26 protein-coding genes are annotated in these 25,603 nt (G+C 68.2%); 13 read left to right on the forward strand and 13 right to left on the reverse strand.

What is annotated here, in order from left to right; translation table 11 throughout:
- Nucleotides 1–103: 103 nt before the first annotated feature.
- Nucleotides 104–694 (reverse strand): DUF1003 domain-containing protein, encoded by a 591-nt coding sequence (locus tag ACFQ9R_RS23890; RefSeq protein ID WP_378993385.1) that lies wholly within the window; start codon nt 692–694, stop codon nt 104–106.
- Nucleotides 691–1,989 carry a magnesium transporter MgtE N-terminal domain-containing protein gene (locus ACFQ9R_RS23895; RefSeq protein WP_378993386.1) on the reverse strand — a complete coding sequence of 433 codons (1,299 nt, stop codon included), beginning with the start codon at nt 1,987–1,989 and terminating at the stop codon, nt 691–693. Before ACFQ9R_RS23895 ends, ACFQ9R_RS23890 begins: the two co-directional genes overlap by 4 nt.
- Nucleotides 1,990–2,041: 52 nt before the next feature.
- On the opposite strand from ACFQ9R_RS23895, the gene ACFQ9R_RS23900 reads away from it, so the two are divergent.
- From ACFQ9R_RS23900 to ACFQ9R_RS23910, 3 genes are all read left to right on the forward strand, one after another.
- A complete protein-coding gene (locus ACFQ9R_RS23900) occupies nt 2,042–2,971 on the forward strand; it encodes an HpcH/HpaI aldolase/citrate lyase family protein (protein ID WP_378993388.1) in 930 nt (309 codons plus the stop codon).
- A 66-nt stretch (nt 2,972–3,037) separates the two neighbouring features.
- Entirely contained in the window at nt 3,038–3,532 is a 495-nt protein-coding gene (locus ACFQ9R_RS23905; RefSeq protein WP_056813349.1) for a general stress protein, read from the forward strand.
- A gap of 4 nt (nt 3,533–3,536) precedes the next feature.
- On the forward strand, nt 3,537–4,118 hold the full coding sequence (locus ACFQ9R_RS23910) for a suppressor of fused domain protein (protein ID WP_378993390.1): 582 nt from the start codon (nt 3,537–3,539) through the stop codon (nt 4,116–4,118).
- Here ACFQ9R_RS23910 and ACFQ9R_RS23915 read toward each other — a convergent pair.
- On the reverse strand, nt 4,115–5,203 hold the full coding sequence (locus ACFQ9R_RS23915) for a magnesium and cobalt transport protein CorA (protein WP_378993566.1): 1,089 nt from the start codon (nt 5,201–5,203) through the stop codon (nt 4,115–4,117). The two genes, ACFQ9R_RS23910 and ACFQ9R_RS23915, sit on opposite strands and share 4 nt — an antisense overlap.
- Before the next feature lie 67 nt (nt 5,204–5,270).
- Between ACFQ9R_RS23915 and ACFQ9R_RS23920 the strand changes: the two genes are divergently transcribed.
- The 5 genes from ACFQ9R_RS23920 (at nt 5,271) to ACFQ9R_RS23940 (ending at nt 9,921) form a co-directional block, all read left to right on the forward strand.
- The gene (locus ACFQ9R_RS23920) at nt 5,271–6,125 is read left to right on the forward strand and encodes a PHP domain-containing protein (protein WP_378638284.1); all 855 of its coding nucleotides are present in this window, start codon (nt 5,271–5,273) and stop codon (nt 6,123–6,125) included.
- Entirely contained in the window at nt 6,122–6,388 is a 267-nt protein-coding gene (locus ACFQ9R_RS23925; RefSeq protein WP_378993391.1) for a hypothetical protein, read from the forward strand. The genes ACFQ9R_RS23920 and ACFQ9R_RS23925 overlap by 4 nt, the downstream gene beginning before the upstream one ends.
- 51 nt (nt 6,389–6,439) lie before the next feature.
- On the forward strand, nt 6,440–7,996 hold the full coding sequence (locus ACFQ9R_RS23930) for an FAD-binding protein (RefSeq protein ID WP_378993392.1): 1,557 nt from the start codon (nt 6,440–6,442) through the stop codon (nt 7,994–7,996).
- Nucleotides 7,997–8,421: 425 nt separating this feature from the next.
- On the forward strand, nt 8,422–9,642 hold the full coding sequence (locus tag ACFQ9R_RS23935; protein ID WP_378993394.1) for an NADP-dependent malic enzyme: 1,221 nt from the start codon (nt 8,422–8,424) through the stop codon (nt 9,640–9,642).
- A gap of 69 nt (nt 9,643–9,711) precedes the next feature.
- Nucleotides 9,712–9,921: a ribbon-helix-helix protein, CopG family gene (locus ACFQ9R_RS23940; RefSeq protein ID WP_378993396.1), complete on the forward strand. Its 210-nt coding sequence runs from the start codon at nt 9,712–9,714 to the stop codon at nt 9,919–9,921.
- Here the strand turns inward: ACFQ9R_RS23940 and ACFQ9R_RS23945 are convergent.
- Genes ACFQ9R_RS23945 through ACFQ9R_RS23960 form a run of 4 tightly spaced genes read right to left on the reverse strand, consistent with a single transcriptional unit; the run spans nt 9,904 to nt 13,370 of the window.
- On the reverse strand, nt 9,904–10,608 hold the full coding sequence (locus tag ACFQ9R_RS23945; RefSeq protein ID WP_378993398.1) for an ABC transporter permease: 705 nt from the start codon (nt 10,606–10,608) through the stop codon (nt 9,904–9,906). The genes ACFQ9R_RS23940 and ACFQ9R_RS23945 overlap by 18 nt on opposite strands.
- Nucleotides 10,605–11,264: an ABC transporter permease gene (locus ACFQ9R_RS23950; protein ID WP_378993400.1), complete on the reverse strand. Its 660-nt coding sequence runs from the start codon at nt 11,262–11,264 to the stop codon at nt 10,605–10,607. Before ACFQ9R_RS23950 ends, ACFQ9R_RS23945 begins: the two co-directional genes overlap by 4 nt.
- Complete coding sequence (locus ACFQ9R_RS23955) at nt 11,261–12,409, reverse strand: ABC transporter ATP-binding protein (RefSeq protein WP_378993402.1); 1,149 nt, start codon at nt 12,407–12,409, stop codon at nt 11,261–11,263. The genes ACFQ9R_RS23950 and ACFQ9R_RS23955 overlap by 4 nt, the downstream gene beginning before the upstream one ends.
- 28 nt (nt 12,410–12,437) lie before the next feature.
- Entirely contained in the window at nt 12,438–13,370 is a 933-nt protein-coding gene (locus tag ACFQ9R_RS23960) for an ABC transporter substrate-binding protein (RefSeq protein WP_378638448.1), read from the reverse strand.
- 199 nt (nt 13,371–13,569) lie between these two features.
- On the opposite strand from ACFQ9R_RS23960, the gene ACFQ9R_RS23965 reads away from it, so the two are divergent.
- The gene (locus ACFQ9R_RS23965; RefSeq protein WP_378993404.1) at nt 13,570–14,178 is read left to right on the forward strand and encodes a hypothetical protein; all 609 of its coding nucleotides are present in this window, start codon (nt 13,570–13,572) and stop codon (nt 14,176–14,178) included.
- 24 nt (nt 14,179–14,202) lie between these two features.
- On the opposite strand, the gene ACFQ9R_RS23970 is transcribed toward ACFQ9R_RS23965, so the two are convergent.
- Nucleotides 14,203–14,886, reverse strand: coding sequence for a DUF4328 domain-containing protein (locus tag ACFQ9R_RS23970; protein WP_378993406.1), 684 nt, complete (start codon nt 14,884–14,886; stop codon nt 14,203–14,205).
- Nucleotides 14,887–15,101: 215 nt separating this feature from the next.
- On the opposite strand from ACFQ9R_RS23970, the gene ACFQ9R_RS23975 reads away from it, so the two are divergent.
- Together ACFQ9R_RS23975 and ACFQ9R_RS23980 are read left to right on the forward strand one after the other, a co-directional pair.
- Nucleotides 15,102–15,782 (forward strand): PadR family transcriptional regulator, encoded by a 681-nt coding sequence (locus tag ACFQ9R_RS23975; protein ID WP_378993408.1) that lies wholly within the window; start codon nt 15,102–15,104, stop codon nt 15,780–15,782.
- Between the two features lie 28 nt (nt 15,783–15,810).
- On the forward strand, nt 15,811–17,283 hold the full coding sequence (locus ACFQ9R_RS23980; protein WP_378993410.1) for a DHA2 family efflux MFS transporter permease subunit: 1,473 nt from the start codon (nt 15,811–15,813) through the stop codon (nt 17,281–17,283).
- A 51-nt stretch (nt 17,284–17,334) separates the two neighbouring features.
- On the opposite strand, the gene ACFQ9R_RS23985 is transcribed toward ACFQ9R_RS23980, so the two are convergent.
- Nucleotides 17,335–18,939, reverse strand: a complete 1,605-nt coding sequence (locus tag ACFQ9R_RS23985) for a molybdopterin-dependent oxidoreductase (protein WP_378993412.1) — start codon at nt 18,937–18,939, stop codon at nt 17,335–17,337.
- 125 nt (nt 18,940–19,064) lie between these two features.
- On the opposite strand from ACFQ9R_RS23985, the gene ACFQ9R_RS23990 reads away from it, so the two are divergent.
- On the forward strand, nt 19,065–19,487 hold the full coding sequence (locus tag ACFQ9R_RS23990) for a hypothetical protein (protein ID WP_378993414.1): 423 nt from the start codon (nt 19,065–19,067) through the stop codon (nt 19,485–19,487).
- 83 nt (nt 19,488–19,570) lie between these two features.
- Nucleotides 19,571–20,281 carry a cutinase family protein gene (locus ACFQ9R_RS23995; protein ID WP_378993416.1) on the forward strand — a complete coding sequence of 237 codons (711 nt, stop codon included), beginning with the start codon at nt 19,571–19,573 and terminating at the stop codon, nt 20,279–20,281.
- A gap of 52 nt (nt 20,282–20,333) precedes the next feature.
- Here ACFQ9R_RS23995 and ACFQ9R_RS24000 read toward each other — a convergent pair whose 3' ends face one another.
- The 4 genes from ACFQ9R_RS24000 to ACFQ9R_RS24015 form a co-directional block, all read right to left on the reverse strand.
- Complete coding sequence (locus ACFQ9R_RS24000; RefSeq protein WP_378993418.1) at nt 20,334–22,130, reverse strand: AMP-dependent synthetase/ligase; 1,797 nt, start codon at nt 22,128–22,130, stop codon at nt 20,334–20,336.
- 92 nt (nt 22,131–22,222) lie between these two features.
- A complete protein-coding gene (locus tag ACFQ9R_RS24005) occupies nt 22,223–23,176 on the reverse strand; it encodes an alpha/beta hydrolase (RefSeq protein WP_378993420.1) in 954 nt (317 codons plus the stop codon).
- A gap of 26 nt (nt 23,177–23,202) precedes the next feature.
- The gene (locus ACFQ9R_RS24010) at nt 23,203–24,036 is read right to left on the reverse strand and encodes an SDR family NAD(P)-dependent oxidoreductase (protein ID WP_378993422.1); all 834 of its coding nucleotides are present in this window, start codon (nt 24,034–24,036) and stop codon (nt 23,203–23,205) included.
- The gene (locus ACFQ9R_RS24015) at nt 24,033–25,571 is read right to left on the reverse strand and encodes a flavin-containing monooxygenase (RefSeq protein ID WP_378993424.1); all 1,539 of its coding nucleotides are present in this window, start codon (nt 25,569–25,571) and stop codon (nt 24,033–24,035) included. Before ACFQ9R_RS24015 ends, ACFQ9R_RS24010 begins: the two co-directional genes overlap by 4 nt.
- Nucleotides 25,572–25,603: the final 32 nt, after the last annotated feature.

Below are 25,603 nucleotides of genomic sequence, written 5' to 3' on the forward strand. Positions count from 1 at the left end.
CCTTTTCGTCGAAAAGCGGCAGGCCGCAGAGTCCCCCTCCGGCCCACCCGGAACAACGTGATCCAGGTTACCTACCGGTCAGGAAGTTGTTGAGCATTTCCGGTCATACATCTGGAGCACCAGGCGAAATCGGGGCGGAAGAGGCCGTTTGACCGGAGGTTTTCTTGCGGACCGCTTTTCGCTTTTTGTCCGGCTTCGGCGCGCCGTCGGGCGTGGTGACCGCATCGATGCGGTCGAGCACGTCCTTGATCTCCTCCAGTTCACGCCGCAGGTAGTCGCGGGTGGCGACCTCGCCCACCGCCAGCCGCAGCGAGGCGAGTTCGCGGGCGAGGAACTCGGTATCGGCCTTGGTCTGCGCGGCCCGGGTCCGGTCCTCTTCGAGCGAGACCTTGTCCCTGTTGTCCTGCCGGTTCTGCGCCAGCAGGATCAGCGGCGCCGCATAGGCGGCCTGGGTGGAGAAGGCCAGGTTGAGCAGGATGAACGGGTACGGATCCCAGCGCAGCGCCACCGCGAACACATTGAGCAGGATCCACACGATCACGATCACCGTCTGGATCGCGAGATAGCGCCCGGTGCCGAGGAACCGGGCGACGCGCTCACTGGCCTGCGCGAACGCGTCCGAATCCCAGTCGAAGCGGAAGCGCGACCCGACCGGCGTCTCCAAGCGTTGCCGCGCCGGATTCTTCTCACTCATGCCGTGCTCCCGCTCGCCTCGACCTGCTGCAGCGCCGGAGGCTCTTCTTCGCGCCAATCCTCGGGCAGCAGATGATCGAGGACGTCGTCGACGGTCACCGCGCCGAGCAGATGGTTCTCCGCGTCGACCACCGGCCCGCACACCAGGTTGTAGGTGGCGAAATAGCGGGTCACCGCCGAGAGCGGCAGGTCGGGTGACAGCGGCGCCAGGTCACTGTCGACGATCCCGCCCACCAGGTGCGCGGGCGGTTCCCGCAGCAGCTGCTGAATGTGCACACAGCCCAGGTAGCGGCCGGTCGGAGTGGCCGTGGGTGGTCGCACGACGAAGGCCATCGAGGCCAGCGCGGGCGTGAGGTCGGGGTCGCGGACCCGGGCCAGCGCTTCGGCGACGGTCGTCGCGGGCCCGAGGACGACCGGTTTCGGCGTCATCAGACCGCCCGCCGTGTCGGGGGAGTGCGCGAGCAGCCGGCGCACCGGTTCGGATTCCTCGGGATCCATCAGGGCCAGCAGCGATTCGGCTTCGCTTTCGGGCAGTTCGCCGAGCAGGTCGGCGGCGTCGTCGGGGTCCATCGCCTCGAGCACGTCGGCGGCGCGGCGCACCTCGAGATGGCCGAGCAGGTCGACCTGGTCGTCGTCGGGCAGTTCCTGGACCACGTCGGCGAGGCGTTCGTCGTCGAGAGCGATCGCCACCTCGATGCGACGTTTCTCCGGCAGCTCACGCAACCGGTGCGCCACGTCGGCCGCGCGCAGCCCCTCGAACTGGGTGAGCAGGGTGGTCACGTCCTGGCCGGGCCGGTCCACCTCGGCCGGGGTGAGCCCGTCGACCTGCGACCACTCGACCACGTGCACCGAGCGCCTGCGCCCGATCCGCCGATGCCCGCGTACCGCGACCCGGCTGACGATCCAATCCCTTGTCCTGGTCTGCTCGATCCCGAGGTCGGCGACGAGCACGTCGATATCGGCCAGGTCCGGCAGATCCGGGTCGTTCACGCGTACCGGCGAATCGAGGATCTGGGCCATGGCCAGGCGTTCGCCGGGGCGCTGGGCGAAGCGGCGCAGGCTGACGGTCCCGGTATTGAGGGTGACCATGCCGGGTTCGATCGCGGTGACCCGCAGCATCGGCACGAAAATGCGTCGCCGGGTGAGCAATTCGACGACGAGTCCGTGCACACGCGGCGGCTGGCGTCCGTGCCGGACGGCGACGACCACATCGCGGACCCGGCCGATAGACTCCCCGTCCGGACCCAGCACCGTCAGGCCGGCGAGCCGGGCGACATACACCCTGGTGGTTGCCATGACCATCAGGCTATCGGTCGGGGACGGCCGCACCAGTCAGGAGGCACTCCTCATGAAGCCACGTCGTTCGGTGCTCGCAGTGCCGGGTAGCAACCCGAAAATGATCGCGAAGGCGAAGACGCTGCCGGTCGACGAGGTGTTCCTCGATCTGGAGGACGCGGTCGCCCCCGGCGCCAAGGCGGCCGCGCGGGCGAATATCGTCGCGGCCCTGAACGAACCGGGCTGGGGTTCGCAGTTGCGGGTGGTGCGGGTCAACGACTGGTCCACCGAATGGACCTTCGCCGATGTGATCAGCGTGGTCGAGGGCGCGGGCAGCTGGCTCGACGCGATCCTGTTGCCCAAGGTCACCGACGCGGGTCAGGTGCAGGCGCTCGATCTGCTGCTCACCCAGGTGGAGAAGGCCAGCGGCCTCGAGGTCGGCCGGATCGGCATCGAACCGCAGATCGAGAACGCGCTCGGCCTGCGCAATATCGACGCCATCGCCACCGCGAGCCCGCGCGTGCAGACGCTGGTGTTCGGGCCCGCCGATTTCATGGCCAGTATCAATATGCGCACGTTGGTGGTGGGCGAGCAGCCGGAAGGCTACGACGTCGGCGACGCCTACCACCACATCCTGATGACGATCCTGCTCGCCGCCCGCGCGCACGGGCTGCAGGCGATCGACGGTCCCTACCTGCAGATTCGCGATGTCGACGGCTTCCGCCGGGCCGCTGCTCGCACGGCCGCGCTGGGTTTCGACGGCAAGTGGGTACTGCATCCCGGCCAGGTGGACGCGGCCAACGAGATCTTCAGTCCACGTCAGGCCGACTACGACCGCGCCGAGTTGATCTTGGAGACCTACGCCTTCCACACCTCCGAGGCCGGTGGCGCGCGTGGCGCTGTCATGTTGGGGGATGAGATGATCGACGAAGCGAGCGCCAAGATGGCACAGGTTGTCGCCGACAAGGGGCGCGCCGCGGGGATGACGAGAACCGGCGCTTGATCCCGCGGGGGTGGAATGGCGCGTTTCACTGCGGCACAGTCGGTCGACGAATAGCAGAATAGGACTATGACGAATCCCTTGGGCAACTCGAATCGCGGGCGGCAGGCGCTGCCGACGCCGCCGTCGGGCTGGCCGGTCGGCTCGTATCCGACCTACGCCGAGGCGCAGCGTGCGGTCGACTACCTGGCCGACGGGCAGTTCCCGGTGCAGGACGTGACCATCGTCGGTGTCGATCTGATGCAGGTGGAGCGGGTGCTGTACCGGCTCACATGGGGCAAGGTCATCGGCGGCGGCGTGGTGTCGGGTGCCTGGCTCGGCCTGTTCCTCGGTCTGTTGCTGAGCCTGTTCACCACCACCGGCGGTGCGCTCGGCCCGCTCGTCGTCGGTCTGCTCGGCGGCATCGTCTTCGGCGTCATCACCACGTCGATCCCGTACGCGGCCACCAAGGGTCAGCGCGACTTCGCCTCGACCATGCAGCTGGTCGCGGGCCGTTACGACGTGCTGTGCGATCCGAAGTCCGCCGAACAAGCCCGCGACATGCTCGCCCGATTGGCCCTGTAGCGCGATGGATGTGGAGAACACGGTTCGCGCCGCGGTGCTGGACCACTTCGATGTCGAACGCGCACAGGTCGATTCGGCGTCGCTGACCTTCCTCGGGCTCGAACCCGTCGAGATCCTGCGTATTCCGGGCGACGGCGCGGTCCACTACGCGACGCTGGGCGGTTCCCGTCATCCGATGGGTGATCCGACCGATCTGCTGGCCGACCCGGTGCGCGGACCGCGCGCGGAACTGGTCCTGACGCTGCTGATGAGCGCCGACCCGCAGGTCGGGGTGGCCAAATCCCTCGGTGTGCTGGTCGCCTCGCCCGCGGTGGAAGGCGTTGTGCTGCAGGCCGACGCGCTACTCGATCTCGGAGAACCGCTGTGGCGCAACGCGAAGTTCACCGCGGTCGTGCTCGGCGAGAGCGATATTCCCGCGATCGCGCTGCCGGACCCGGCCGACCCGGTGCGCTACCTCAGCGTCACCCCGGTGACCGCGACCGAGGCCGCCTGGGTGCGCGTGCGCGGCGCCCAGGCATTGCGCGACGCCTGGGCCGAAGCCGGGATCGACGTGCGTGATCCCGAGCGCGGTGCGGTGAATCTCTAGAGCCAGCCGTTGCGGCGGAAGCTGCGGAACAGCACCGCGCACAGCACCGCCATCACGATCAGCACCACGGGATAGCCCCACACCTGGTGCAGCTCCCACATGTGGTCGAAGTTCATGCCGTAAACGCCCGCGATCATCGTGGGTACCGCCGCCATCGCGGCATAGGCCGAGATCTTGCGCATGTCGGTGTTCTGCTGAACGCTGATCTTGGCCAGCGCGGCATTGACCAACCCGCTGAGCGCCTCGTCGAAGTAGCTGATGTGATCGGAGACGCTGGCCTGGTGATCGGCCACGTCGCGCAGATAGCGGCGGATCTCGGTCGGCACCGGTAAGTCGGTGTTGTTCACCAGCCGCTCCAGCGGAACCGCCAGCGGCGCGACTGCCCTTCGCAATTCCACCACTTCGCGTTTGAGCTGGTAGATCGAGCCGATGCCGATCTTCGAGGCGGGCGTGAACACCGCCTCTTCCATTTCGTCGATGTCGACGCCGACGGACTCGGTGACATCGACGTAGGTGTCGACGATGTGGTCGGCGACGGCGTGCAATACCGCGGTCGGCCCGTATTTCAGCTGCTCGGGCTGCTTTTCGAGCTCGTGGCGCACAGTGGACAGGTGCGTGTGCTCGCCGTGGCGCACCGTGACGGCGAAGCGCGGCCCGGTGAAGACCATGATGTCGCCGGTCTCCACGATCTCGCTGGTCGAGTCGATGTCGTGTTCGACGTAACAGACCGTGCTCATCACCAGGAACAGGGTGTCGCCGTAGCGCTCGAGCTTGGGGCGTTGCCTGCCCTGCACCGCGTCCTCCACCGCCAGTGGGTGCAGGTCGAAGATCGAGGCGATGTCGTTCATCTGCCGCTCGTCCGGGTCGTGCAGGCCGATCCAGACGAATCCCGCATCGGTCTTCTCCGCCGCGGTCAGCGCCTGTTGCGGTGTGAAATGTCCCGGCTGCCGCTCGCCGTCGACGTAGACCCCGCAGTCGACGATCGCTCGTGCCGTCGGTACGGGGACCCGCGGTCGCGGAGTTTTCGTCGCGCGATGGGGCCCGTGGAACGACGGCATCGGCGGAAATGAGGGCACCGAGTGGATCCTACGGGCACCGTCCTCGCGCACCCGGGAACGCGCGGGACCCGACACCGCACTGTAAGACTGAGGTGTGCGCATCGACCTGCATACCCATTCCACCGCCTCCGACGGCACCGACACCCCCGCCGAACTGGTGCGGCATGCCGCGGCGGCCGGCCTCGACGTCGTCGCGATCACCGACCACGACACCACCGGTGGCTGGGCGGAGGCCGAGGCTGCCCGCCCCTCGGGACTCACCCTGGTGCGCGGCATGGAGATGTCGTGCACGGGCATGGGGGAGGACGGCTACCCCGTGCCGGTGCACCTGCTGGCGTATCTGTTCGACCCCACCGACCGCGGTTTCGCCGAGGAGCGCGAGCGGTTGCGCGGTGAGCGGGTGGCCAGAGTGCGGGCGATGGCCGAGAAGATGGCGGCCGACGGACTACCGATCGATCCCGTCGATGTGATGGCGACCGCGGGTCCGGCGGTGGGCAGGCCGCATCTGGCGCAGGCACTGGTCGCGGCGGGCGTGGTCGAGAGCGTGAATGCCGCGTTCGTCGATCTGCTCGCGCCGCACGGGCCGTACTACGCCGAGAAGGCCGACACCCCGCTGCCGAGGGCCGTGCGGCTGATCGCGGCCGCGGGCGGAGTCAGCGTGATCGCCCATGCTCGCGCACGCAAGCGGGGCAGGCTGCTGGCGCTCGACGACATCAGGGAGCTGGCCGGGCTCGGCCTCGGTGGGCTCGAGATCGACCACCCTGATCACAGCGAAGCCGATCGTCTTGTGCTGACCGGTCTTTCGCGAGAACTGGGCCTGGTGCGCACCGGCTCGTCGGACTATCACGGCAGCAACAAGACCATCGAGATCGGCGCGTGTGGCACCGATCCCGATCAGTACGAAGCACTCATCGACAAGGCGAGCGGGACGCCGGTGATCGCCCCGTGACGCTGTTGCGTGCGGTCAGCGGCGTTGTCGCGGGTGGGGTACTCGTGCTCTTGTGCGTGGTCGTCGGCGCGGCGGTGATCGGCTCGCGCCGCGACTTTCCCGGGCCGGGCGCGGAATCGCTGGCGTGGCATTTCGTGGCGGCGGTCGTGGTGGTCGTCGCGCAGGTCTTCGCCGATCGGCGCCGCGGTGTGGCCACGCTGTTCGGGTCCGCGGCGGTCTTGGTCACGGCCGGTGTATTGCTTTGGACACAATGGTGGGGTTGACGGCCGCGTAATGGTTGCGGACGGGTGAACTGTGCCCGAATATTTCTCTTTGTGACCAGCATCGAAACGGATGTCTTGATCCTCGGCGGTGGACCCGCCGGGCTCTGGGCTGCTGTCTCGGCCGCGGCGACGGGCGCGCGGGTGGTGCTGGTCGACAAGAGTCGCTGCGGTTCCAGCGGTCCCACCGTGTACGGCACGACCGTGCTCTGGGATATTCCGCCCGGTCCGGGCCGCGCGGAGGCGGTCGAGGAGATGTTCGTCTCCGGCGGCGGGCTCGGGGATCGGGCCTGGCTGCACCGCGTGGTCGACGAGACCCACCGGCGATTGCAGACCTGGTCGGGCACCCGCCATCGCGTGCCCGATCCGAGCGGCGACCCGGCCCACGCGCACTTCGACGGCGCGAGCTACCTGCGCCGGCTTCGGCGCGGCGCGCTGGAGGCGGGCGTGCGCATCCTCGATCATCATCCGGCGCTGCAATTGCTGGTCGACCCGGCGGGCACCGTGGTCGGTGCGGCGGGGGTCCAGCGCCACAACAAGTTTCGGCCGTGGGTCATCCGGGCAGGCGCGGTCGTGGTCGCCACCGGTGGTTGCGCGTTCCTGTCCGGCGGTGCGGGCACCGAGGTGAGTACCGGCGAGGGCCTGCTGATGGCGGCCGAGGCAGGCGCCGAACTGTGCGGGATGGAATTCTCCAGTGCCTACGGACTGGCGCCGGTGCTGTCGCGAGTCCATCCGCATCCGGCGGTCGCGCCCGGGCTGTCGGTGCATTTCGCGGCCCTCTACGACGAAGCGGGCGCCGAACTGCCCGACCGGTACCCGGCGGCGCTCACCGCCATCGCGGACGGCCGGCGGGTCTTCGCGGCGCTGAGCGAGGTGCCCGACACCGTCCGGCACTGGCTGAGCAGGCACGGCGCGGTCGACGCCGCGGGCCGGGTGCCCGTGCGGGCGGTACTGGCGGGAACGATCCGTGGTGCGGGCGGGCTGGCCCTCGCCGATACCGATTGCTCGACGACGATCCGCGGCCTGTTCGGTGCCGGCGATGTGACCGGCCGGCAGATCGTCACCGGAGCGGCCGGCGCCCGCGGCGGCCTCAACGGGGCCTGGGCGCTGGCCTCGGGCACCTGGGCGGGGCAGGGTGCCGCGGCGTTCGCGGTCGCCAACGAAAGGGCGAGCAGTGCGAGTCCGGTGCCGGGCGCGGGCCTCGGGCCGCACGCCCACATCGACCCGCGGTCGGTGATCGGCCTGGTGCAGGAACACACGCTGCCGCTGCGCCGCAGCTACCGGCGCAGCGCGGGCAGCCTCGGCGACAGCATCGCCGAACTGGACGCGATGTGGCCCGGCGCCCAGTTCGACCTGGGTGGCCTCGGGGTGGGGCAGCTGCGGGCTCGCCAGGCGGCTGCGCTGCTCGCCGTCGCCCGGTGGGCGGGCTACAGCGCGCTCGTGCGCACCGAGAGCCGCGGTATCCACCGCCGCATCGACCACCCCGCCGCGCACTCGGACTGGCTGGTCCGACTGCGCTGCGGCGGGCTCGACGACGTCTGGGTGCGCCGGGAGGAATGGCCGGAGCCACTCGGTGGCGAGCTCACCGCGGCCACCCCCGCCACGGTGTGAAAGTTCACCGGATGTTCCCGCTGCGCTGCGAGTTTTCGCTTACGCCACGGCAATTCGACACGGCTACGCTCGACACATGACGCGGTTTGGCAATCGACGCATCGTGCTGGCAGAATGTTGCGGATTCCCTTCCCTTGCCACCGCCGGGTTCGGGGAAACATCGGTGACCTTCCGCCGTGCGACGCACCGTCGCAGCGTTGGTCGACCCGTTTTGCTCGCCCGGACACACCCGTCCGGTTCCGCTCGGCGGATCAGTGCCGCGCCACGTGTACCGGTTGCCACCGTGAAACGCGTGCGGACGCGCACCCGATGAGCGTCGTAGCGCATCAGTGTCGTAGCGATCCGGCGTCCCAGAAATTCGTAGTTCCGATATACCCGGTGGTAACCGTCCCCCGGTTGAGCCCGACTCGAGCAGGAGTGAAATCGTGTCACCTGTGACTGACGCACCGAATGCCACCGCGGCGCCCAAGGCCGATGACGCAGCGAGCCTCGCTGCGATCACCCAGGAGGAGATCTTCGCGGGTCACCTCGGTGGAAAGCTGTCTGTCGAGCTCAGCGCCCCCCTCGAGACCCAGCGCGACCTGTCCATCGCCTACACCCCCGGTGTCGCCCAGGTCAGCCGGGCGATCGCCGAGGACGCCGCGCTCACCAAGACCTACACCTGGACCGACCGGCTCGTGGTCGTGGTCAGCGACGGCACCGCCGTGCTCGGCCTCGGCGACATCGGCCCGCGCGCCTCGCTGCCCGTGATGGAGGGCAAGGCCGCGCTGTTCAAGAAGTTCGCCGGCCTGAACTCGATCCCGCTGGTGCTCGACACCACCGATCCCGACGAGATCGTCCAGACGCTGATCCACCTGCGTCCGAGCTTCGGTGCGGTGAACCTGGAAGACATCTCCGCCCCGCGCTGCTTCGAGATCGAGCGTCGCGTGATCGAGGCGCTGGACTGCCCGGTCATGCACGACGACCAGCACGGCACCGCCATCGTGGTGCTGGCCGCCCTCAAGGGCGCGGCCGCGGTGCAGGGCCGTGACATGTCCGGGCTGAAGGTTGTCGTCTCCGGCGCCGGCGCGGCCGGTGTGGCGTGCGCGAACATCCTGATCGCCGCCGGCGTTCCCGATGTGGTCGTGCTCGACTCGAAGGGCATCGTCAGCGCCGGTCGCGACGGCCTCAACGGTGTGAAGGCCGACCTGGCCGCCCGCTCCAACCCGCGTGGCCTGACCGGTGGTCCGGCCGAGGCGCTCGCCGGCGCCGATGTGTTCCTCGGTTTGTCCGCGGGCACGATCCCCGAGGAGCTCATCGCCTCGATGGCGCCCGAGGCGATCGTGTTCGCCATGTCCAACCCGGACCCGGAGATCCACCCCGACGTGGCCGCCAAGTACGTGGCGATCGTGGCGACGGGCCGCAGCGACTTCCCGAACCAGATCAACAATGTGCTCGCCTTCCCCGGCGTGTTCAAGGGTGCGCTCGACGCCGGTGCCCGCCGGATCACCGAGGGCATGAAGGTCGCCGCCGCGAACGCCATCTTCGGCGTCGTCGCCGACGAGCTGGCCGTGGACAAGATCATCCCGAGCCCGCTCGACCCGCGCGTGGCTCCGGCAGTGGCCGAGGCCGTCGCCGAAGCGGCGCGCGCCGAGGGCGTCGCCTAGTTTCTCCCGGACAGCGCCCCCGTTCCCACGGAACGGGGGCGCTGTCGTGTCATCTGGGATCATCGAACGATGACCACCATCACCGTGCAGCTTCCCGATGACGTCGCCGAACAGCTCGCGGAGGCCGCGGCGGCCGCGGGCGTTTCGGTGAATGTGGCGATGGTGCAGGCGGCGCAGGAGTGGATTCACGCCAACGCTCAGCGTGCCCGGGAACGTGCCAGGATGCAGCAGGTGCTGGCCGACGACCCGCACCTGCGGGCGCTACTCGGCGACGACTGAGATCCGGGGGTCGGTCCCCGCGCGGGTGAGCCTGCCGGTGCCGGGGGTGCTCGCCCACACCGCCACCGCGAGCAGCCCGTCGAGCACCAGCGCCAGCACCGCGACCAGCAGCGCGCCGACCAAGACGAGGTCGTATCGGTAGAGCCCGATGCCGTCGAAGATGTAGCGGCCGAGCCCGCCCAGGTTGACATAGGCCGCGATGGTCGCGGTGGCGACGACTTGCAGCGTGGCGCCGCGCAACCCGCCGAGCAGCACCGGCATCGCGTTGGGCACCTCGACCCGGAACAGGATCTGGCGTTCGGTCATCCCCATCGCCCGCGAGGCGTCGACCACATCGGCGGGCACATTCGCGATTCCCGCGTAGGCCCCCGCCAGCAGCGGTGGGATGCCGACGGTGATCAGCGCCAGCAGCGGCGGGATCAGCCCGAGCCCGAGTCCGAGCACCAGGAAGGTGAGCAGACCCAGTGTCGGCAGCGCCCGCATGGCATTGGCGAAGCCGACCATCACGGCACTGCCGCGGCGCGTGTGCCCGATGATCGACCCGAGCGGCACCGCGATCACCGCCGACAGCGCCACCGCGAGGAAGCTGTACCACAGGTGTTGCAGCAGGCGATGTTCGATGCCGGTGGGTCCGCCCCAGTTCGCGCTGTCGCTCAGATAGTTCCAGGCTTCGACGAAGAGGTTCACGAGCGGGCCCCGCTCACGCGCGCGTCTGCCCTGGTCCACGGGGTTGCGAGGGTGCCGAGCAGGAACACCAGCCGATCGAAGATCAGCGCGAGCACCAGGGTCACGATGATGCCCGCGACGATCTGGTCGGGGTAATCGCGCTGGTAGCCCTGGGTGAACAGCTTCCCGAGCCCGCCGACTCCGATCAGCGCGCCGACCGACACCATGGCGATATTGGTGACCACCACGACGCGCAGCGAAGCGGTGAAAACCGGTAGCGCCAACGGCATGTCGACGGTGACGGTGCGCCGCATCCGGCCGAACCCGATCGCGTCGGCGGCATCGATCACGCTGTCGGGCACCGTATCCAGTGCCATCGGCACCGCGATCAGCAGCAGCGCGGTCGAATACACGGTGAGCGCGATGATCACATTGAGCGGGTCGATCATCGAGATGCCGACCAGTGGCGGAATGATCACGAACAGCGCGAGCGACGGGATGGTGTAGGCCAGGCTCGACGTCGTGGTGGTGATCCGCCGGGCCCAGCGGTTTCCGTGCACCAGTGCGCCGACCGGGACCGCGATCACCAGGCCGAGCAGTAAGGGGACAAGTGCCAGCACCAGGTGGGTGCGGGTGATCGCCATGATGTCGGCGAAGTTGTCGATCAGGTATCTCACGAGGTGCCCTGGGTGAAGAACTCCTGATTGCGTCGGGAGTCTTCGGCTACTCGCTGTTCGGCGAGTTGGGTCAGCACCTCGGTGGCGAGTAGCCCGCCGCGCACGGCGCCCGCCTCGTCGACGGCGACGCCGATTCCCGAGGGCGAGGAGATCGCCGCGTCCAGGGCTTGGCGGAGGTCGCCGGTCGGGGTGAACAGCGAGCCGCCCGCGGAAACACTGGAGTCCAGCGGTTTTCCGGCCCGCACCCGCTCGACGCCGGTGACGTCGATCCAGCCGCCCGGCTTGCCGAGCTTGTCGACGACGAGTGCCCATTCGCCCTGGGTGAGCCGCAATCCGGCGATGGCGTCCGGCTCGATCATCCGAATCGGCGCCAGCGCAACAGCTTCGGCGCTACGGAACGACAGTCCGCGATACCCGCGGTCCCTGCCGACGAACCCGGCGACGAAATCCGTGGCGGGCTGGGCCAAGACATGTTCCGGCGTGTCGTACTGCTGGAGCACCCCGCCGAGCCCGAACACCGCGATCTTGTCGCCGAGCGTGATCGCCTCGTCGATGTCGTGGGTGACGAACACGATCGTCTTGTGCAATTCGGACTGCAGCCGCCGCATCTCCGATTGCAGTTCCGCGCGCACCACCGGGTCGACCGCGCTGAACGGCTCGTCCATCAACAGCACCGGCGGGTCGGCGGCCAGCGCTCGCGCCACCCCGACCCGCTGCTGCTGGCCGCCGGACAGTTGCGCCGGATACCGCTGCGCCAGATCACGATCCAGCCCGACCCGGTCCATCACCTCCAGTGCGGCCGCGCGGGCGGCCTTGCGTGACTGTCCGAGCAGCATCGGCACGGTCGCCACATTGTCGATCACCCGGCGGTTGGGCAGCAGCCCGCCGCTCTGGATCACATAGCCGACACCGAGGCGCAGTTTCACCGGATCGACCGTCGCGATGTCGCGTCCGTCGACGGTGATGGTGCCCGCGCTGGGGTCGACCATTCGATTGATCATGCGCATCGAGGTGGTCTTGCCGCAGCCGGACGGACCGACGAACACGGTGAACGATCCCGAGTCGATGTGCAGGTTCAGATCGCGGACCGCGTGTGTGCCGTTCGGATAGGTCTTGTCGATACCGCGGAATTCGATGTCGGACAATGCGATTCTCCTCGAGGCGCGGGTTCGCCTAGCCGATGGGGGAGTTCAGCCCCTGGGCGGTGATCCAGGCGAGCGCGGCGGCCTTCGGTTCGATCTTGCTGTCGCCGGAGACGGCCGTGTTCAGCGAGATCAGTTCGGTGGTGGTGAGCTTGGCCGAGACCGCGTCGAGCACGGCGACGGCCTTGTCGGACTTCTTCGCGGCGTTGAACAGCGGGACCACGTTCTGCGCGGCGAAATTGTGCTTCGGATCGGCCAGCACGACCAGGTCGTTCTGCGCGATCGCCGGCGACGTGGTGAAGATGTCGGCCGCGGTGACCTGGCCGTCGACCAGTGCGCGCACGGTCGCGGGGCCGCCGCCGTCGGCGATCGGCACGAAATTAGCGTCGGTGATATCGAGGCCGTAGTTCTTCTTCAAGCCCGGCAGTCCGCCCGGGCGCTGGGCGAATTCGGCCATCCCGCCGAACTTCACCTCGGCCGAATGCGGCGCGAGGTCGGCGATGGACTTCAAGTTCCACTTGTCGGCCGTGGCGCGGGTGACGACCACCGCGTCCGAGTCCTCGCCGGGGGCGGGGGTCGCGATGGCGAGGTCGTCGCCGAGTGCTGTGGTGAGCGCGGCGTTCACCTCGGGCGCGGCGGTGGCCGTGGCGTCTTTGTCGAGGTATTGCAGCAGGTTGCCGGTGTACTCGGGGATGAGCGAGATCGCGCACTGGCGCAGTGCGGGGATGTAGGCCTCGCGCGAGCCGATGTCGAACTTGGTGTCGACCTTGAAGCCGTTGATCCGCAGCACCTCGGTGTAGATGTTGGCGACGGTCTCGGACTCGGGGAAGTTGGCCGACCCGATGATCAGCGCGTCGCTGGTGCAATCACCCTTGGCGGCAAGGGGATCGTTGTTGCCGCAGGCGGAGGCGATCATGGCGGCGGCCAGCGCCACCGCGGCAACCAGTACCCGGCCCGCCCGCATCACGAGGCGGCGTGCCGGTCGACGTTGTCCTGGCGATGAGGAGGCGAAGTCGGTTTTCACTGGTGTCCTTCCGGCAAAGGCGGGCAGTGCGCTGTGCGTGCGACCCGGGGGCCACAGGTACATTCTGGTAGTTCATACTGCCCGCCGTCGGGCCGAATTGCGCGGGTTGACGGCAAATACGGAAAGTTGGTGTCGCCGCATGTACTCGGTCGCCGTGCGTCGAACCGCCGCCGCGATCCTGGCCGCAGCCTGCGCTTTCACCACTCTTTCCTGCGCCTCCGACGACGCCGCCCCGGTGGTCGTCGTGGGTGGGAATTCGACGACGGAATCGGTTCTGCTCGCCGAGATCTATTCCCAAGCACTGGACCGCGCGGGCGCCGACTCCACCGTCTCGACCGGATCGGCCACCCCCCTCGCCGATCTCGACGCGGGCCGCATCGCGGTCCTCCCCGCCCGCAACGGCGCCCTCGTGGACCGCTGGAACCCCGCCTCGCCCGCCCGCACGCCCGACGAGGTGGTCGCCGCGGTCAACTCGGCTCTGCCCCAGGGCATTTCGGTCTCCGACGCCGCGGACGGCACAGACCTGCGCCTGCGCGCGCCGGGCGGAGCGCCCGAGGGCGCCGCCCGCTCCCAGAGCATCGTCGCCCTCTACCGCAGCGGCATCTTCGACCGCCGACAGCTGAAGAAGCTCAACTACGTTGCGGGCGAGCTGACCACCGAGGATCTGACCGAGTCGATCAACCAGATCGAATCCGGCACCAGCCCCGCCGACGCGGCCAGATCCTGGCTGGACGCCCACGGCCTGTAGCGCACGGTCGCACAGAACGGGCGGTCAGGAAGCAGCGTCGGACCACCCGGCTTGGGCCCGGCCGATTCGCACGATGCCCACGATCAGGCACCCCGCGGCGGCTGTGAACAACAGCGCCGAAGCCGACCGGCTCGCGCTGAAGATCAACAGGCCGTCGACTTCGTGGTCGCGCATGGTCTGGATGGTGTCGTGGTCATCGGGCATACGCAGCGAGACGATGCCTGCCCAAAAGGTGATCCAGGCGAGAACCCAGGTGATCCACCAACTCGCGATCAATCCCCTGCTGCGGCGTCGCGGTGCGGAAACCTTGTCGAGATCGTCGACGAACACGGCGGGGAACCACAGCGAAACGACCGGAACCACCCAACCCCAGAACGCCCACGGCGGCGAGAGGCGGTGCGTGGCGTCGGTGAACGTGTCGGCGTTGGCACGCGCCCGTGACAACCACACGGTCACGATGATCCAGGCGACCAGCATCGCCAGAAACGACATCAGCCACAGGCCGACCTCGATCGGGAACAGGGTGTCGCGCGCCCACTTGTAGTCGGAGCTACTGATCTCGCCCTCATAGCGTGCCGCGACTGTTCGGTAGCCGATCCACCGCAGAACCACGGCAGCCCACTGGATGACGACCGCGATCACCGCGATCACCGCAAAGGCCGAACCCACCCCCCGTACGGCGCGGAAATTCCCAGGATGATGCTGCATTGTCTTGCTCCCCTCCATGATTCGCCTCGCACGGTACTCGCCGTGGTATCGCCGCGCACGGACTCGCGGCCGCGAACCCGGATGGTGGCCGGCAGCGGTGTTCGGTGTGACGTCGTCGGGGGGGGGGGGGGCGCCCTTGCCAAGCTTTGTTCCGCTCCGTATATTCCTACTGGAATATTTGGTGGTGGAACATAGAGCTGAGTGGAGGTGGCGGGGTGGGGAAGCCCGGGCGGAATGTGATGACGCCGTTGGCGATCGCGGTGCTCGCGTTGCTCGACGAGCGCCCCATGCATCCGTACGAGATGTATCAACTGCTGATCGCTCGGCGGGAGGACCTGCTGGTCAAGGTGCGGCCCGGGTCGCTGTATCACGTGGTGGCCCGGCTGGCCGACGACGAGATGGTGGCGGCGGAGGGGATCGGCCGGGCCGGGAACAGGCCCGAGCGAACCACCTATCGGATCACCGATTCCGGGCGGACCGCCCTGCGGGGACGGATCGCCGAGCTGCTGCGGACACCCGTGCAGGAATATCCGATCTTCCGGGTGGCGTTGGCCGAAGCGCACACCCTTCCGCAAGAACAGGTCATCGCATTGCTCGACGAGCGCGTGGAGTACCTGACTCAGTCGCGGGCCGACACGGACGTGCTGCTCGACTGGGCGCGCAGCCGAGCCATCCCGCGCCGGTATTTCGTTGTCCTGGAATACATTCGCGCCACCATCCACGCCGAACTCACGTGGATCGAACGCTTCGCCGCCGAACTCGGCAGCGGTGCCGTGCCGTGGGAGCAGTACGACCCCGACACCGGCGAACGGATCACCGACGATCACGTCCACGAATGGCCGACCGGGGATCACCCCGACGCCGCGCCCCGGCCCCGCTGGGCCGCCCGAAGCTGAATCCTTCTCCTCGATTGGAACGAATTCGATGACCACCCAACGTAATCCGTGGCTAGCGCTCTTCGCGCTGGTGGTCGGGTTCTTCATGATCCTGCTGGACATGACGATCGTCGCGGTCGCCAATCCGGCCATCATGACCGACCTCAGCACCGACATCTCCAACGTCATCTGGGTCACCAGCGCCTACCTGCTCACCTACGCGGTGCCGCTGCTGGTCACCGGTCGGCTCGGCGACAAGTTCGGGCCGAAGAACATCTACCTGATCGGCCTCGCGATCTTCACCGCCGCCTCGCTCTGGTGCGGCCTGTCCGGCAGCATCGGCATGCTGATCGCCGCCCGCGCCGCCCAGGGTATCGGCGCCGCGCTGATGACCCCGCAGACGATGGCCGTGATCACCCGCACCTTCGCCCCGGACAAGCGCGGCGCCGCGATGGGCCTGTGGGGTGGCGTCGCCGGGCTGGCGACGCTGATCGGACCCATCCTCGGCGGCGTGCTGGTCGACAACCTCGGCTGGGAATGGATCTTCTTCGTCAACGTGCCGGTCGGCATCATCGCGTTCGGCCTGGCTGTGTGGCTGGTGCCCGCGCTGCCGACCAGCGACCACAAGTTCGACATCGTCGGTGTGATTCTCAGCGGTGTCGGCATGCTCGCCCTGGTTTTCGGTATCCAGGAGGGCAATGCGCAGGACTGGTCGTTGCGGATCTGGCTGCTGATCGGCTTCGGCGTGGTGATGCTGGTGGTGTTCGTGATCAACCAGGCGCGCAACAAGGGCGAACCGCTGGTGCCGCTGAGCCTGTTCCGGGACCGCAATTTCGCGCTGTCGAACCTGGCGATCGCCGCGATGGGCGCCGCGATCACCTCGATGATGGTGCCCTCGTACTTCTACCTGCAGGCGGTGCGCGAGATGACGCCGACCATGTCGGCGCTGGTCTTCGCGCCGATGGCGATCCTCACCGGTTTCACCGCGCCGTTCATCGGCAAGGTGTCGGACAAGCTGCCGCCGCGGCTGCTGCCGACGATCGGATTCGTGCTGTTCGCCGGTTCGGTGGCGTCGTTCGGCGCGCTCATGAGCCCGGATTCGTCGATCATCTGGTTCCTCGTCGCCGCCGCCGTCGCGGGCCTGGCCAACGCCTGCATCTGGGCACCGCTCGCCTCGACCGCCACCCACAATCTGCCGGTCGCCCAGGCCGGTGCGGGCGCCGGTGTGTACAACACCACCCGTCAGGTCGGCTCGGTTCTCGGTAGTGCCGCGATCAGCGCCCTGATCGCCGCCCGTCTGACCGCCAACGGCCTCGGCGGTGGCGGCCCGGTCGGCGAGGGCGCGGCCACCGGCCCACTCCCGCCGCAGATCATCGACGAATTCAGCACCGCGCTGGCCCAGTCGATGATCCTGCCCGCCGCCATCCTGGTGATCGGCATCGTCGCCTCGGCCCTGTTCGTCGGCCACGGCAAGTCCGCCGGAAACGCTCCCACGCGGGAGAAGGCCGACGCTTCGGCCTGATCGCGAGTGCCGAGTCGCCTGCCCGTCACGTGCGAACGTGGCGGGCAGGTTTCAGTTCACCTGGATGGTGAGGGTGGGGTAGCCGGTGGCGCCGTCGGGGACGACGTCTTGTTCGACGGCGGTCTGTGGCTGACCGGTGGTGTCGGTGGTGCGGGCGCGCAGGGTGTGCTGGCCGGGGGTGGCTTCCCAGTCGTAGGTCCACTGACGCCAGGTGTCGACGGTGACCTCGGTGGACAGGCGGGCGGGGCGCCAGTCGCCGTTGTCGACCTGCACCTCGACGCCGGTGACGCCGCGATGCTGGGCCCAGGCCACACCGGCGATCACGGTGCGGCCCTGCGGGATTCGCCCGCGCCCGCGTGGGGTGTCGATGCGGGTGCCGGTTTTGATCGGGCCCTGCGCCGACCAGCCGCGCCGGGTCCAGTAGGCGGTGGCCCTGTCGAAGCGGGTGACCTCGAGTTCGGTGACCCATTTGGTGGCGGAGACGTACCCGTAGAGGCCGGGGACGACCAGGCGAGCGGGGTAGCCGTGCCGGACCGGGAGGGGTTCGCCGTTCATGCCGATGGCGAGGAGGGCGTCGCGGCCGTCCGTGAGGACCGAGAGGGGTGAACCCGCGGTCCAGCCGTCTTCGCTGTGCGACAGCACCATGTCGGCGTCGGGGTGCGGTCGTGCCTCGGCGAGGAGTTCGTCGAGGCGATAGCCGAGCCAGCGGGCGTTGCCGATCAGGTCGCCGTTGATCGGGTTGGAGACACATGCCAGGGTGACCAGGCGCTCCACCGGAGTGCGGCGAAGCAGGTCGTCCCAGGTGAGAGTGATTTCCTGGTCGACCATCCCGTGGATGCGCAGGGACCAGGAGTCTGTGGACACCTGGGGAACGATCAGCGCGGTGTCGATCCGGTAGAAGTCGCTGTTCGGGGTGATGTACGAGGTGAGTCCGGGTACCCGGAGATCGGCATCCGGCGGGAGATCCGGCAACGGTGCTGTCGCCCTGGGCAATTCGACGGTCTCGCGCTCGGCCGTCACATCATGGCGCGCGCCGCCGAGCAGCCGGCCCGCCAGGCCGGCTCCGAGGGCGAGTACCCCGGTCGCCGCGATGCTACCGAGCACGCGCCGCCGCCCGGCTCCTGCGATCGACGCGCCGGTGCGGACCGGGCTGTCCTCGCCGCCTACCTCCGGCGCCGCGGTGGCCTCACCGAGTTGTGGCGCAGCGGGTTCCGTCGCCGGTCGCCGCGAATCGGATGCGTCATCGATCCGCCGGGTCAGTCCTCGCAACGCGAGAATTCCAGCGGCGGTACCGATCAGCGCGGGCAGCGCACCGGCGAACCCGCCGACTCTCCCGGCGCCGACGACAGCGGCGACCACGCCGAAGATCGCGAACAGTACCGATCCGATCGGTCGAGCCGCTCGCTCGAAATATCCGGCGATCCCCGCGACCACCACCGCGACAATGCCCATGCATACGAACAGCACGGCCTTGTCGCTGGTTCCGAAGGTCGAGATCGCCCATTCCCTGACCCCGTCGGGGGTGTGGTCGACCACCGTCGCGCCGAGTGCGTAGGCGGGTGCGCTCCCGGACCCGGTGAACACCGCGACCAACTCCGCCACACCGAGTACCAGTGCAGCGGCCACGATCCCGGCTATCGCCCGCAAGAACGCCATGCACAGAGCGTACGTCGCGCCCGGATCGCCCCGGTGACCGATTTGTGACGGCCGAACACCTCCCGCGGATCGGCCATCAAAACTACACTGCGTAGTAGAAACGATCCCGCTCGGCAGGAGACATGATGACCGAGACAGCACCGGACTCGACACTGCGCGCCACGACGGCGGTCTTCGCCGTCGCCCTCCTGGTCCACGGCGCCGACCACTTACGCCGGGGCATGGGCGCCACCTCATCGCTGGTGAACGCCCTCGGCACCCTGCAAATCCTCTTCGCCCTGTTCACGGTGTTCCTCGTGTTCCGCAGGCACCCGGCGGCCCCCCGCGCCGCGGTGTTCATCGGCTTCGCGAGCGCGATCGGTTTCACGATCGTGCACCTGCTTCCGGACTGGTTCGGTCCGCTCAGCGACAGCTTCATCAACGCGCCTGCCGCCTCCGGCGTCACCGGATTCTCCTGGTTCGCCGCACTGTTCGAGATCGCGGCCGATCTGGCGATCGGCATCGCGGGTCTGCGGATGCTGCGGTCCAGGGCGGTGAGTGTGGCCTGAACGCCGGGGCCGTCGCTCACCCGGCGGCGAATCCGGCCGAGTCGAGGCGATGGTGAACAGTCGCGGTCGGTAGTCTGCGCGGCATGACAGCACGTTCCTTCTCGCGATTCGTGTCTGCAGTCTTCTTGGCAGCCGCGATTCCCCTGGTATCGCCCACCCATCCCGCTACCGCCGAGCCCTGTTCCGATGTGGAGGTGGTGTTCGCTCGCGGGACCGCCGAGCAGGGTGGCGAACTCGGTCTGACCGGTATTTCCTTCGTCGAAGCGCTGCGCGCGAACGCGGGCGGACGCTCGGTCGGCTCGTACGGCGTCGACTACCCAGCCAGCAGCGACTTCACCGACCGGCTGGCCTTCGCCCGCACCGTCGTGCAGGGCATCGGTGATGCTCAGCGACGGGTCGAATACCTCGCGGCGAACTGCCCGAGCGCCCGCATCGTCCTCGGCGGATATTCCCAAGGCGCGGCGCTGGCCGGTTTCGCGACCGGTGTCGGTGTGCCAGAGGGTGTGCTGCCGGAGTACGAGATGTATCTGCCGCAGCCGATGGCGCCCGAGGTGGCAGAGCACGTCGCGGCGGTCGCGCTGTTCGGCAAACCGTCGGATCGGTTCATGGCCGACGCGGACGCACCGGCGGTCTCGGTCGGCGCGCTCTACAAGGACAAGACCATCGAGCTGTGTGTCCCCTCGGACAACATCTGCGACGGTTCCCCGCTCGCCCAGCCCAACGTCTCGCACACCCTGTACAGCATCAACGGAATGACCATCACCGCGGCACAATTCGCGGCGCAACGGTTCTGAACAGCCGAAAGGCCGGTTGCGCGAACGCAACCGGCCTCTCGGCTGTGTGGGATCAGGAGTAGATCTTGTCTACTTCGCCCGCGTACTGCTTCATGACGACGGCGCGCTTGAGCGACATCTTCGGGGTGAGCTCGCCGCCCTCCTGGGTCCAGTCGACCGGGAGGATACGGATCTTCTTGATCGCCTCGGCCTTGGAGACCTTCTTGTTGGTCTCGTCGATCGCGGCCTGCACCTCGGCGACCAGCGCCGGGTTCTCGATCAGGGTCTCGATCGCGGTGTCGGCGGCGACGCCGTTGCGATCCTTCCAGCCCGGCAGGGCTTCCGGGTCGAGAGTGATCAGCGCGCCGATGAAGGGCTGGCCGTCACCGACGACCATGACCTGGCTGATCAGCGGGTGCGCGCGCAGCGAGTCCTCGAGGATCGCGGGGGAGACGTTCTTGCCGCCCGCGGTGACCAGGATTTCCTTCTTGCGGCCGGTGATGGTGACGAAACCGTCGGCGTCGATGGCGCCCAGGTCGCCGGTCTTGAACCAGCCGTCCTCGAACGCCTCCTCGGTGGCCTCGGCGTTGCCCCAGTAACCGTCGAACACGACCGAGCCCTTGAGCAGCAGCTCGCCGTCCTCGGCGATCTTGGCCGCGTGGCCCTGGATCGGGCGACCCACCGAGCCGACGCGGATGAACGCGGGCGTGTTCACGGTGAACGCGGCGGTGGTCTCGGTCAGGCCGTAGCCCTCGTAGATCGTCACGCCTGCACCGCGGAAGAAGTGGCCCAGACGCGCGCCCAGCGGGCCGCCACCGGAGACAGCGGCCAGGCACTGGCCGCCGAGGGCCGCGCGCAGCTTGCTGTAGACCAGCTTGTCGAACACGAAGTGCTTGACCTTGAGCAGCAGGTCGGGGCCGCCCTTGGTCTCGAGCGCCGTGCTGTAGGCGATGGCGGTCTCCGCGGCGGCGTCGAAGATCTTGCCCTTGCCGCCGTCGTGCGCCTTCTGCTTGGCGGAGTTGAACACCTTCTCGAACACGCGCGGCACCGAGAGGATGAAGTCGGGCTTGAAGTCGCCGAACTGCTCGACCAGGGTGGTCCAGTCCGAGCTGTGGCGGATGGTCACCTTGGAATCGAAGGCGATCAGCGCGACAGCGCGGGCGAACACGTGCGCCAGCGGCAGGAACAGCAGGGTCTTCTGGCCCTCGGAGACGAACGCGCTGAGCTCGATGCCACCCGAACGCGATTCCGCCCACAGGTTCGCGTGGGTCAGCTGAACGCCCTTGGGGCGGCCGGTGGTGCCCGAGGTGTAGATCAGGGTCGCGGGCGAGGCCGCGCCGACCTGCTTGCGACGCTCGTGCACGGCGGCGTCGTCGAGCCCGGCACCACGCTCGACGAGGGTATCGATCGCGCCCTTGTCGATCTGCAGGGTCTCGGCCAGCGCGGGCAGCGAACCGGCTTCGATCTCGTCGATCGTGGCGCGGTGCTTGTCGTTCTCGACGACCAGCAGCTTGGTCTCGGAATCCTGCAGGATCCACTTGGCCTGCTCGGCGGCCGAGCTGTCGTAGATCGCGACGGTCACGCCGCCGGCGGCCCAGATCGCGAAGTCCAGCAGCGTCCACTCGTAGCGGGTGGCTGCCATGATCGCGACGCGGTCGCCCAGCTCGATGCCGGCGGCGATCAGGCCCTTGGCCACGCCGAGGACGGCCTTCTCGAACTGTGCTGCCGTGACGTCATTCCAGCCGCCGCTGCCGTTCGGGACGTTGAACAAGACCGTGTTCGGCGTCTCCTGCGCGAAGCGGAAGACGTTGTCGGCATTGTTCGCATCGTCCGGGATGGTGTAGGAAGCCGGAACTTCGAACTCTCGCATCTGTGCCCTTCCAGTGGGTTCTACTCGCCAGTAATCTACGACACGTTCGGGCGGGTCGCGATATCGCCGCCCGAATTGCCCGTCACCAGGCTTTATCGTAAATCGTCTATCGATACCGGCTGAATTGCTTCTCGCAGGAATTCCGCGAGTTCGCTGAGAGCCAGCGCTGCCTCGGTGACCAGCGCGGCTTGCAGTTGCGCGACATGCCAGAGGCCGCGGGTTTCGGTGAAGCGGACGTGCACGCCCGCTCCACGCAGGGCTGAGACGAGCTTGCGACACTGGTCGTGCAGGAGTTCGCTCACATCGACCTGCACGTAGGTGGGCGGCAGGCCGATCAGGTTGCCCGACAGCGGGGCGTAACCCGCTTCGGTCGCGGCGGAGTCGCCGAGGTAGTGGGCGGCGCAGGCTCGCGACCACGTTCGGTTGATCACCAGGTCGCGATCCCTGCTCGGCACCTCGGTGGGGTCCACCCAGGGCGCGATGAGGCCGAGCGCGGCGGGGGTCATCTGATGCTTCTCGATCAGCCGCTGGGCCAGTGCCATCGCCAGGCCGCCGCCCGCCGAGTCGCCCGCCAGGCAGATCTGCTCGGGCCGGTAGCCGACGTTGCCGACCAGGTCGAGGAACGCGGCCTCGGCGTCGTCGAGCCCGGCCGGGAACGGGTGTTCCGGCGCCAGCCGGTAGTCCAGCGAATACACCGCGCAGGAGGTCTCACGCGCGAGACCGGCCACCAGCGAACGGTGTGTGGCGATCGAGCCGACCACGTAGCCGCCGCCGTGCAGGTACAAGATCGCGCCCGCGGCACGTTCGGGCGGGACCGCCCGGGTACGCGAACCCGGAATGGCGGTTTCGGCGATCACGCGTTCGGCGGGGCGCCCACCCAGCTGCAGGTGCTGCACGACGGAACCGTCGGGCACCAACTGCAGCCGGGAGACCGCGTCGAGCAGAACGCGCTGTACCGCGACCGGTAGCCGTGCGTTGAGCGTCACCCGGAACACCGGGTCGAGCAACGCACGGGCGATCGGCAGCGGAATCTTGAACTCGCGCATGGAGTTTCCTCGGGTCCGGAGGAGCGTCAGTGTGGCATGAAGCGGCCGTTGACCACGGCCGAGATCCGGCTGTAGCCGGAGGCGAGGAAGCGCACGCTCACGTCGAGCACCTTGGCCTCCCAGCCGATCAGCACGCGGGCCTGCCCCTTGCGCACGCCCTCGGTGATGGTCTGCGCGGCCATCTCCGGGGTGTGAATCGCCAGGTACTTGTCGAACAGGGTGGCGGCGTTGGCGCCGTCCATGCCCTCGGCGTAGGTGGCGTTGCGGGCGACCGCGGTCTTGATGCCACCGGGGTGCACACAGGTGACCTTGACCGGCGCCTTGGCGACCTTCATCTCCTGGAACAGCGCCTCGGTGAAGCCGCGCACCGCGAACTTGGCCGAGTTGTAGGCCGCCTGGCCGGGCACGGCGACCAGGCCGAAGAGGCTGGACACGTTGATCACGTGGCCGTCGCCGGACTCGATCAGCATCGGCAGGAACGCCTTGGTGCCGTTGACGACGCCCCAGAAGTCCACATCCATGATGCGTTCGATGTCTTTGAACTCGGTCTTGATCACGTCGCCGTGGTAGGCGATGCCCGCGTTGTTGTAGATCTGGTGCACGACGCCGAAGTGCGCCTTCACCTGATCGGCGTAGAGCAGGAACGCCTCGCGCTCGGCCACGTTGAGCCGGTCGGACTTCACCTGCGCGCCCAGCTTCTCGCAGGACGCGACGGTCTGGGCCAGGCCCTCGGCGTCGATGTCGGACAGCGCGAGTTTGGCGCCACGCGCGGCCAGATTCTCGGCCAGCGCGCGACCGATGCCGGAGCCGGCTCCGGTGATCACGCATACCTTGTTCGTGAAGTAAGCATCTTTGCTCACTGTGCTGCCACCACTTCCCTGTCGGCGTCTGCGGTTGTCGTAGTGTAGGCGGCGGCATCGAAATGCCGTGTGAGCCTACGGAATTCGAACGTGAAGTCCGGCCACAACGTGGTGTTGTTGCCGTGCTTGTCCAGGTACCAGCTGGCGCACCCGCCAGTGTTCCAGACAGTCTTACCCAACTTTTCCTGCAGGTCGGCGTTGTAGGCCTGCTGCACGTCTTCGCGAACCTCGACCGTACGCAGACCCTGCGAGTCGATCGTCGCCAGCGCGTCGCTGACGTAGTTGATCTGCGATTCGATCATGAACACCATCGAGGTGTGGCCGAGGCCGACATTCGGGCCGACCAGGAAGAACATGTTGGGGAAGTTCGCGATGGCCGAGCCCTTGTAGGCCTGCTGGCCGATGTCGTCGAACACCTCGGCCAGCGTGCGCCCGTCGCGTCCGACCATCGCGTTGTAGGTCGGGGAGTCGGTGACGTGGAAACCGGTGGCCACGATGAGCGCATCGATCTCGCGCTCGGTGCCGTCCTTGGTGACGATCGAGCCCGGCCTCACCTCGGCGATGCCGTCGGTGATCACGTCGACATTGTCGCGATCCAGCGCCGGGTAGTACTCGTTGGAGATCAGCATGCGCTTGCAGCCGATCCGGTAGTTCGGGGTGACCTTCTTGCGCAGTTCGGGATCGCGGATCTCGATCTGCAGCTTGGCGCGCGAGAGGGCTTCGAAGGCCTTCATCAGCACGGGGAAGCGGGTCAGGCCGACGACCTGGGTCTCGCGGGCCGCGTAGATCGCCGCGCGCGAGAGGCGCTGGACGGCGGGGATGTGCTTGAACGCCAGCCGCTCGGGCAGCAGGTACGGGCGGTCCATGCGCGGCAGCAGCCAGGGGGCGGTGCGCTGGTAGACGTCGAGGGTGGCGACCTCGCTCGCGATGGCGGGCACGATCTGGATCGAGGAGGCGCCGGTGCCGATCACCGCGACGCGCTTGCCGGTGAGGTCGGCGTCGTGGTTCCAGCGGGCGGAGTGGAAGATCTCGCCCTCGAAGTCGTTGATGCCCTTGATGTCGGGTAGCGAGGGCTCGCACAGCGCGCCGACCGCGGAGACCACGGTGTCGGCGGTGAACTCGCCCTGGCTGGAGCTGATCTCCCACTGCGCGGCCGCTTCGTTCCAGCGGATGCTCTGCACATCGCAGTCGAAGACATGGCGGTCGAGCACGTTGTAGCGCTCGGCGACGCTCTTGATGTACGCCTGGATCTCACCCTGCTTGGAGAACGAGCGGGTCCAGTTCGGGTTCGGGGCGAACGAGTACGAGTACAGGTGCGAAGGCACGTCGCAGGCGGCACCCGGGTAGGTGTTGTCGCGCCAGGTGCCGCCGACTTCGCTGCCGCGCTCGAGCACGAGGAAATCGTCGCGACCCTCTTGGCGCAGGCGGATGGCCAGGCCGAGGCCGGCGAACCCGCTGCCGACGATGATCGTCTTCACGTGGCGGGTTTCAGCGACCCGGGGCTCGACAACGTTGTCTGTAACCTTACGACTCATGTATTGCAGAATACGGTCTTATTGAGCCGGAG

This window comes from Nocardia sp. NPDC056541 (genome assembly GCF_042794235.1).
Lineage (GTDB): Bacteria > Actinomycetota > Actinomycetes > Mycobacteriales > Mycobacteriaceae > Nocardia.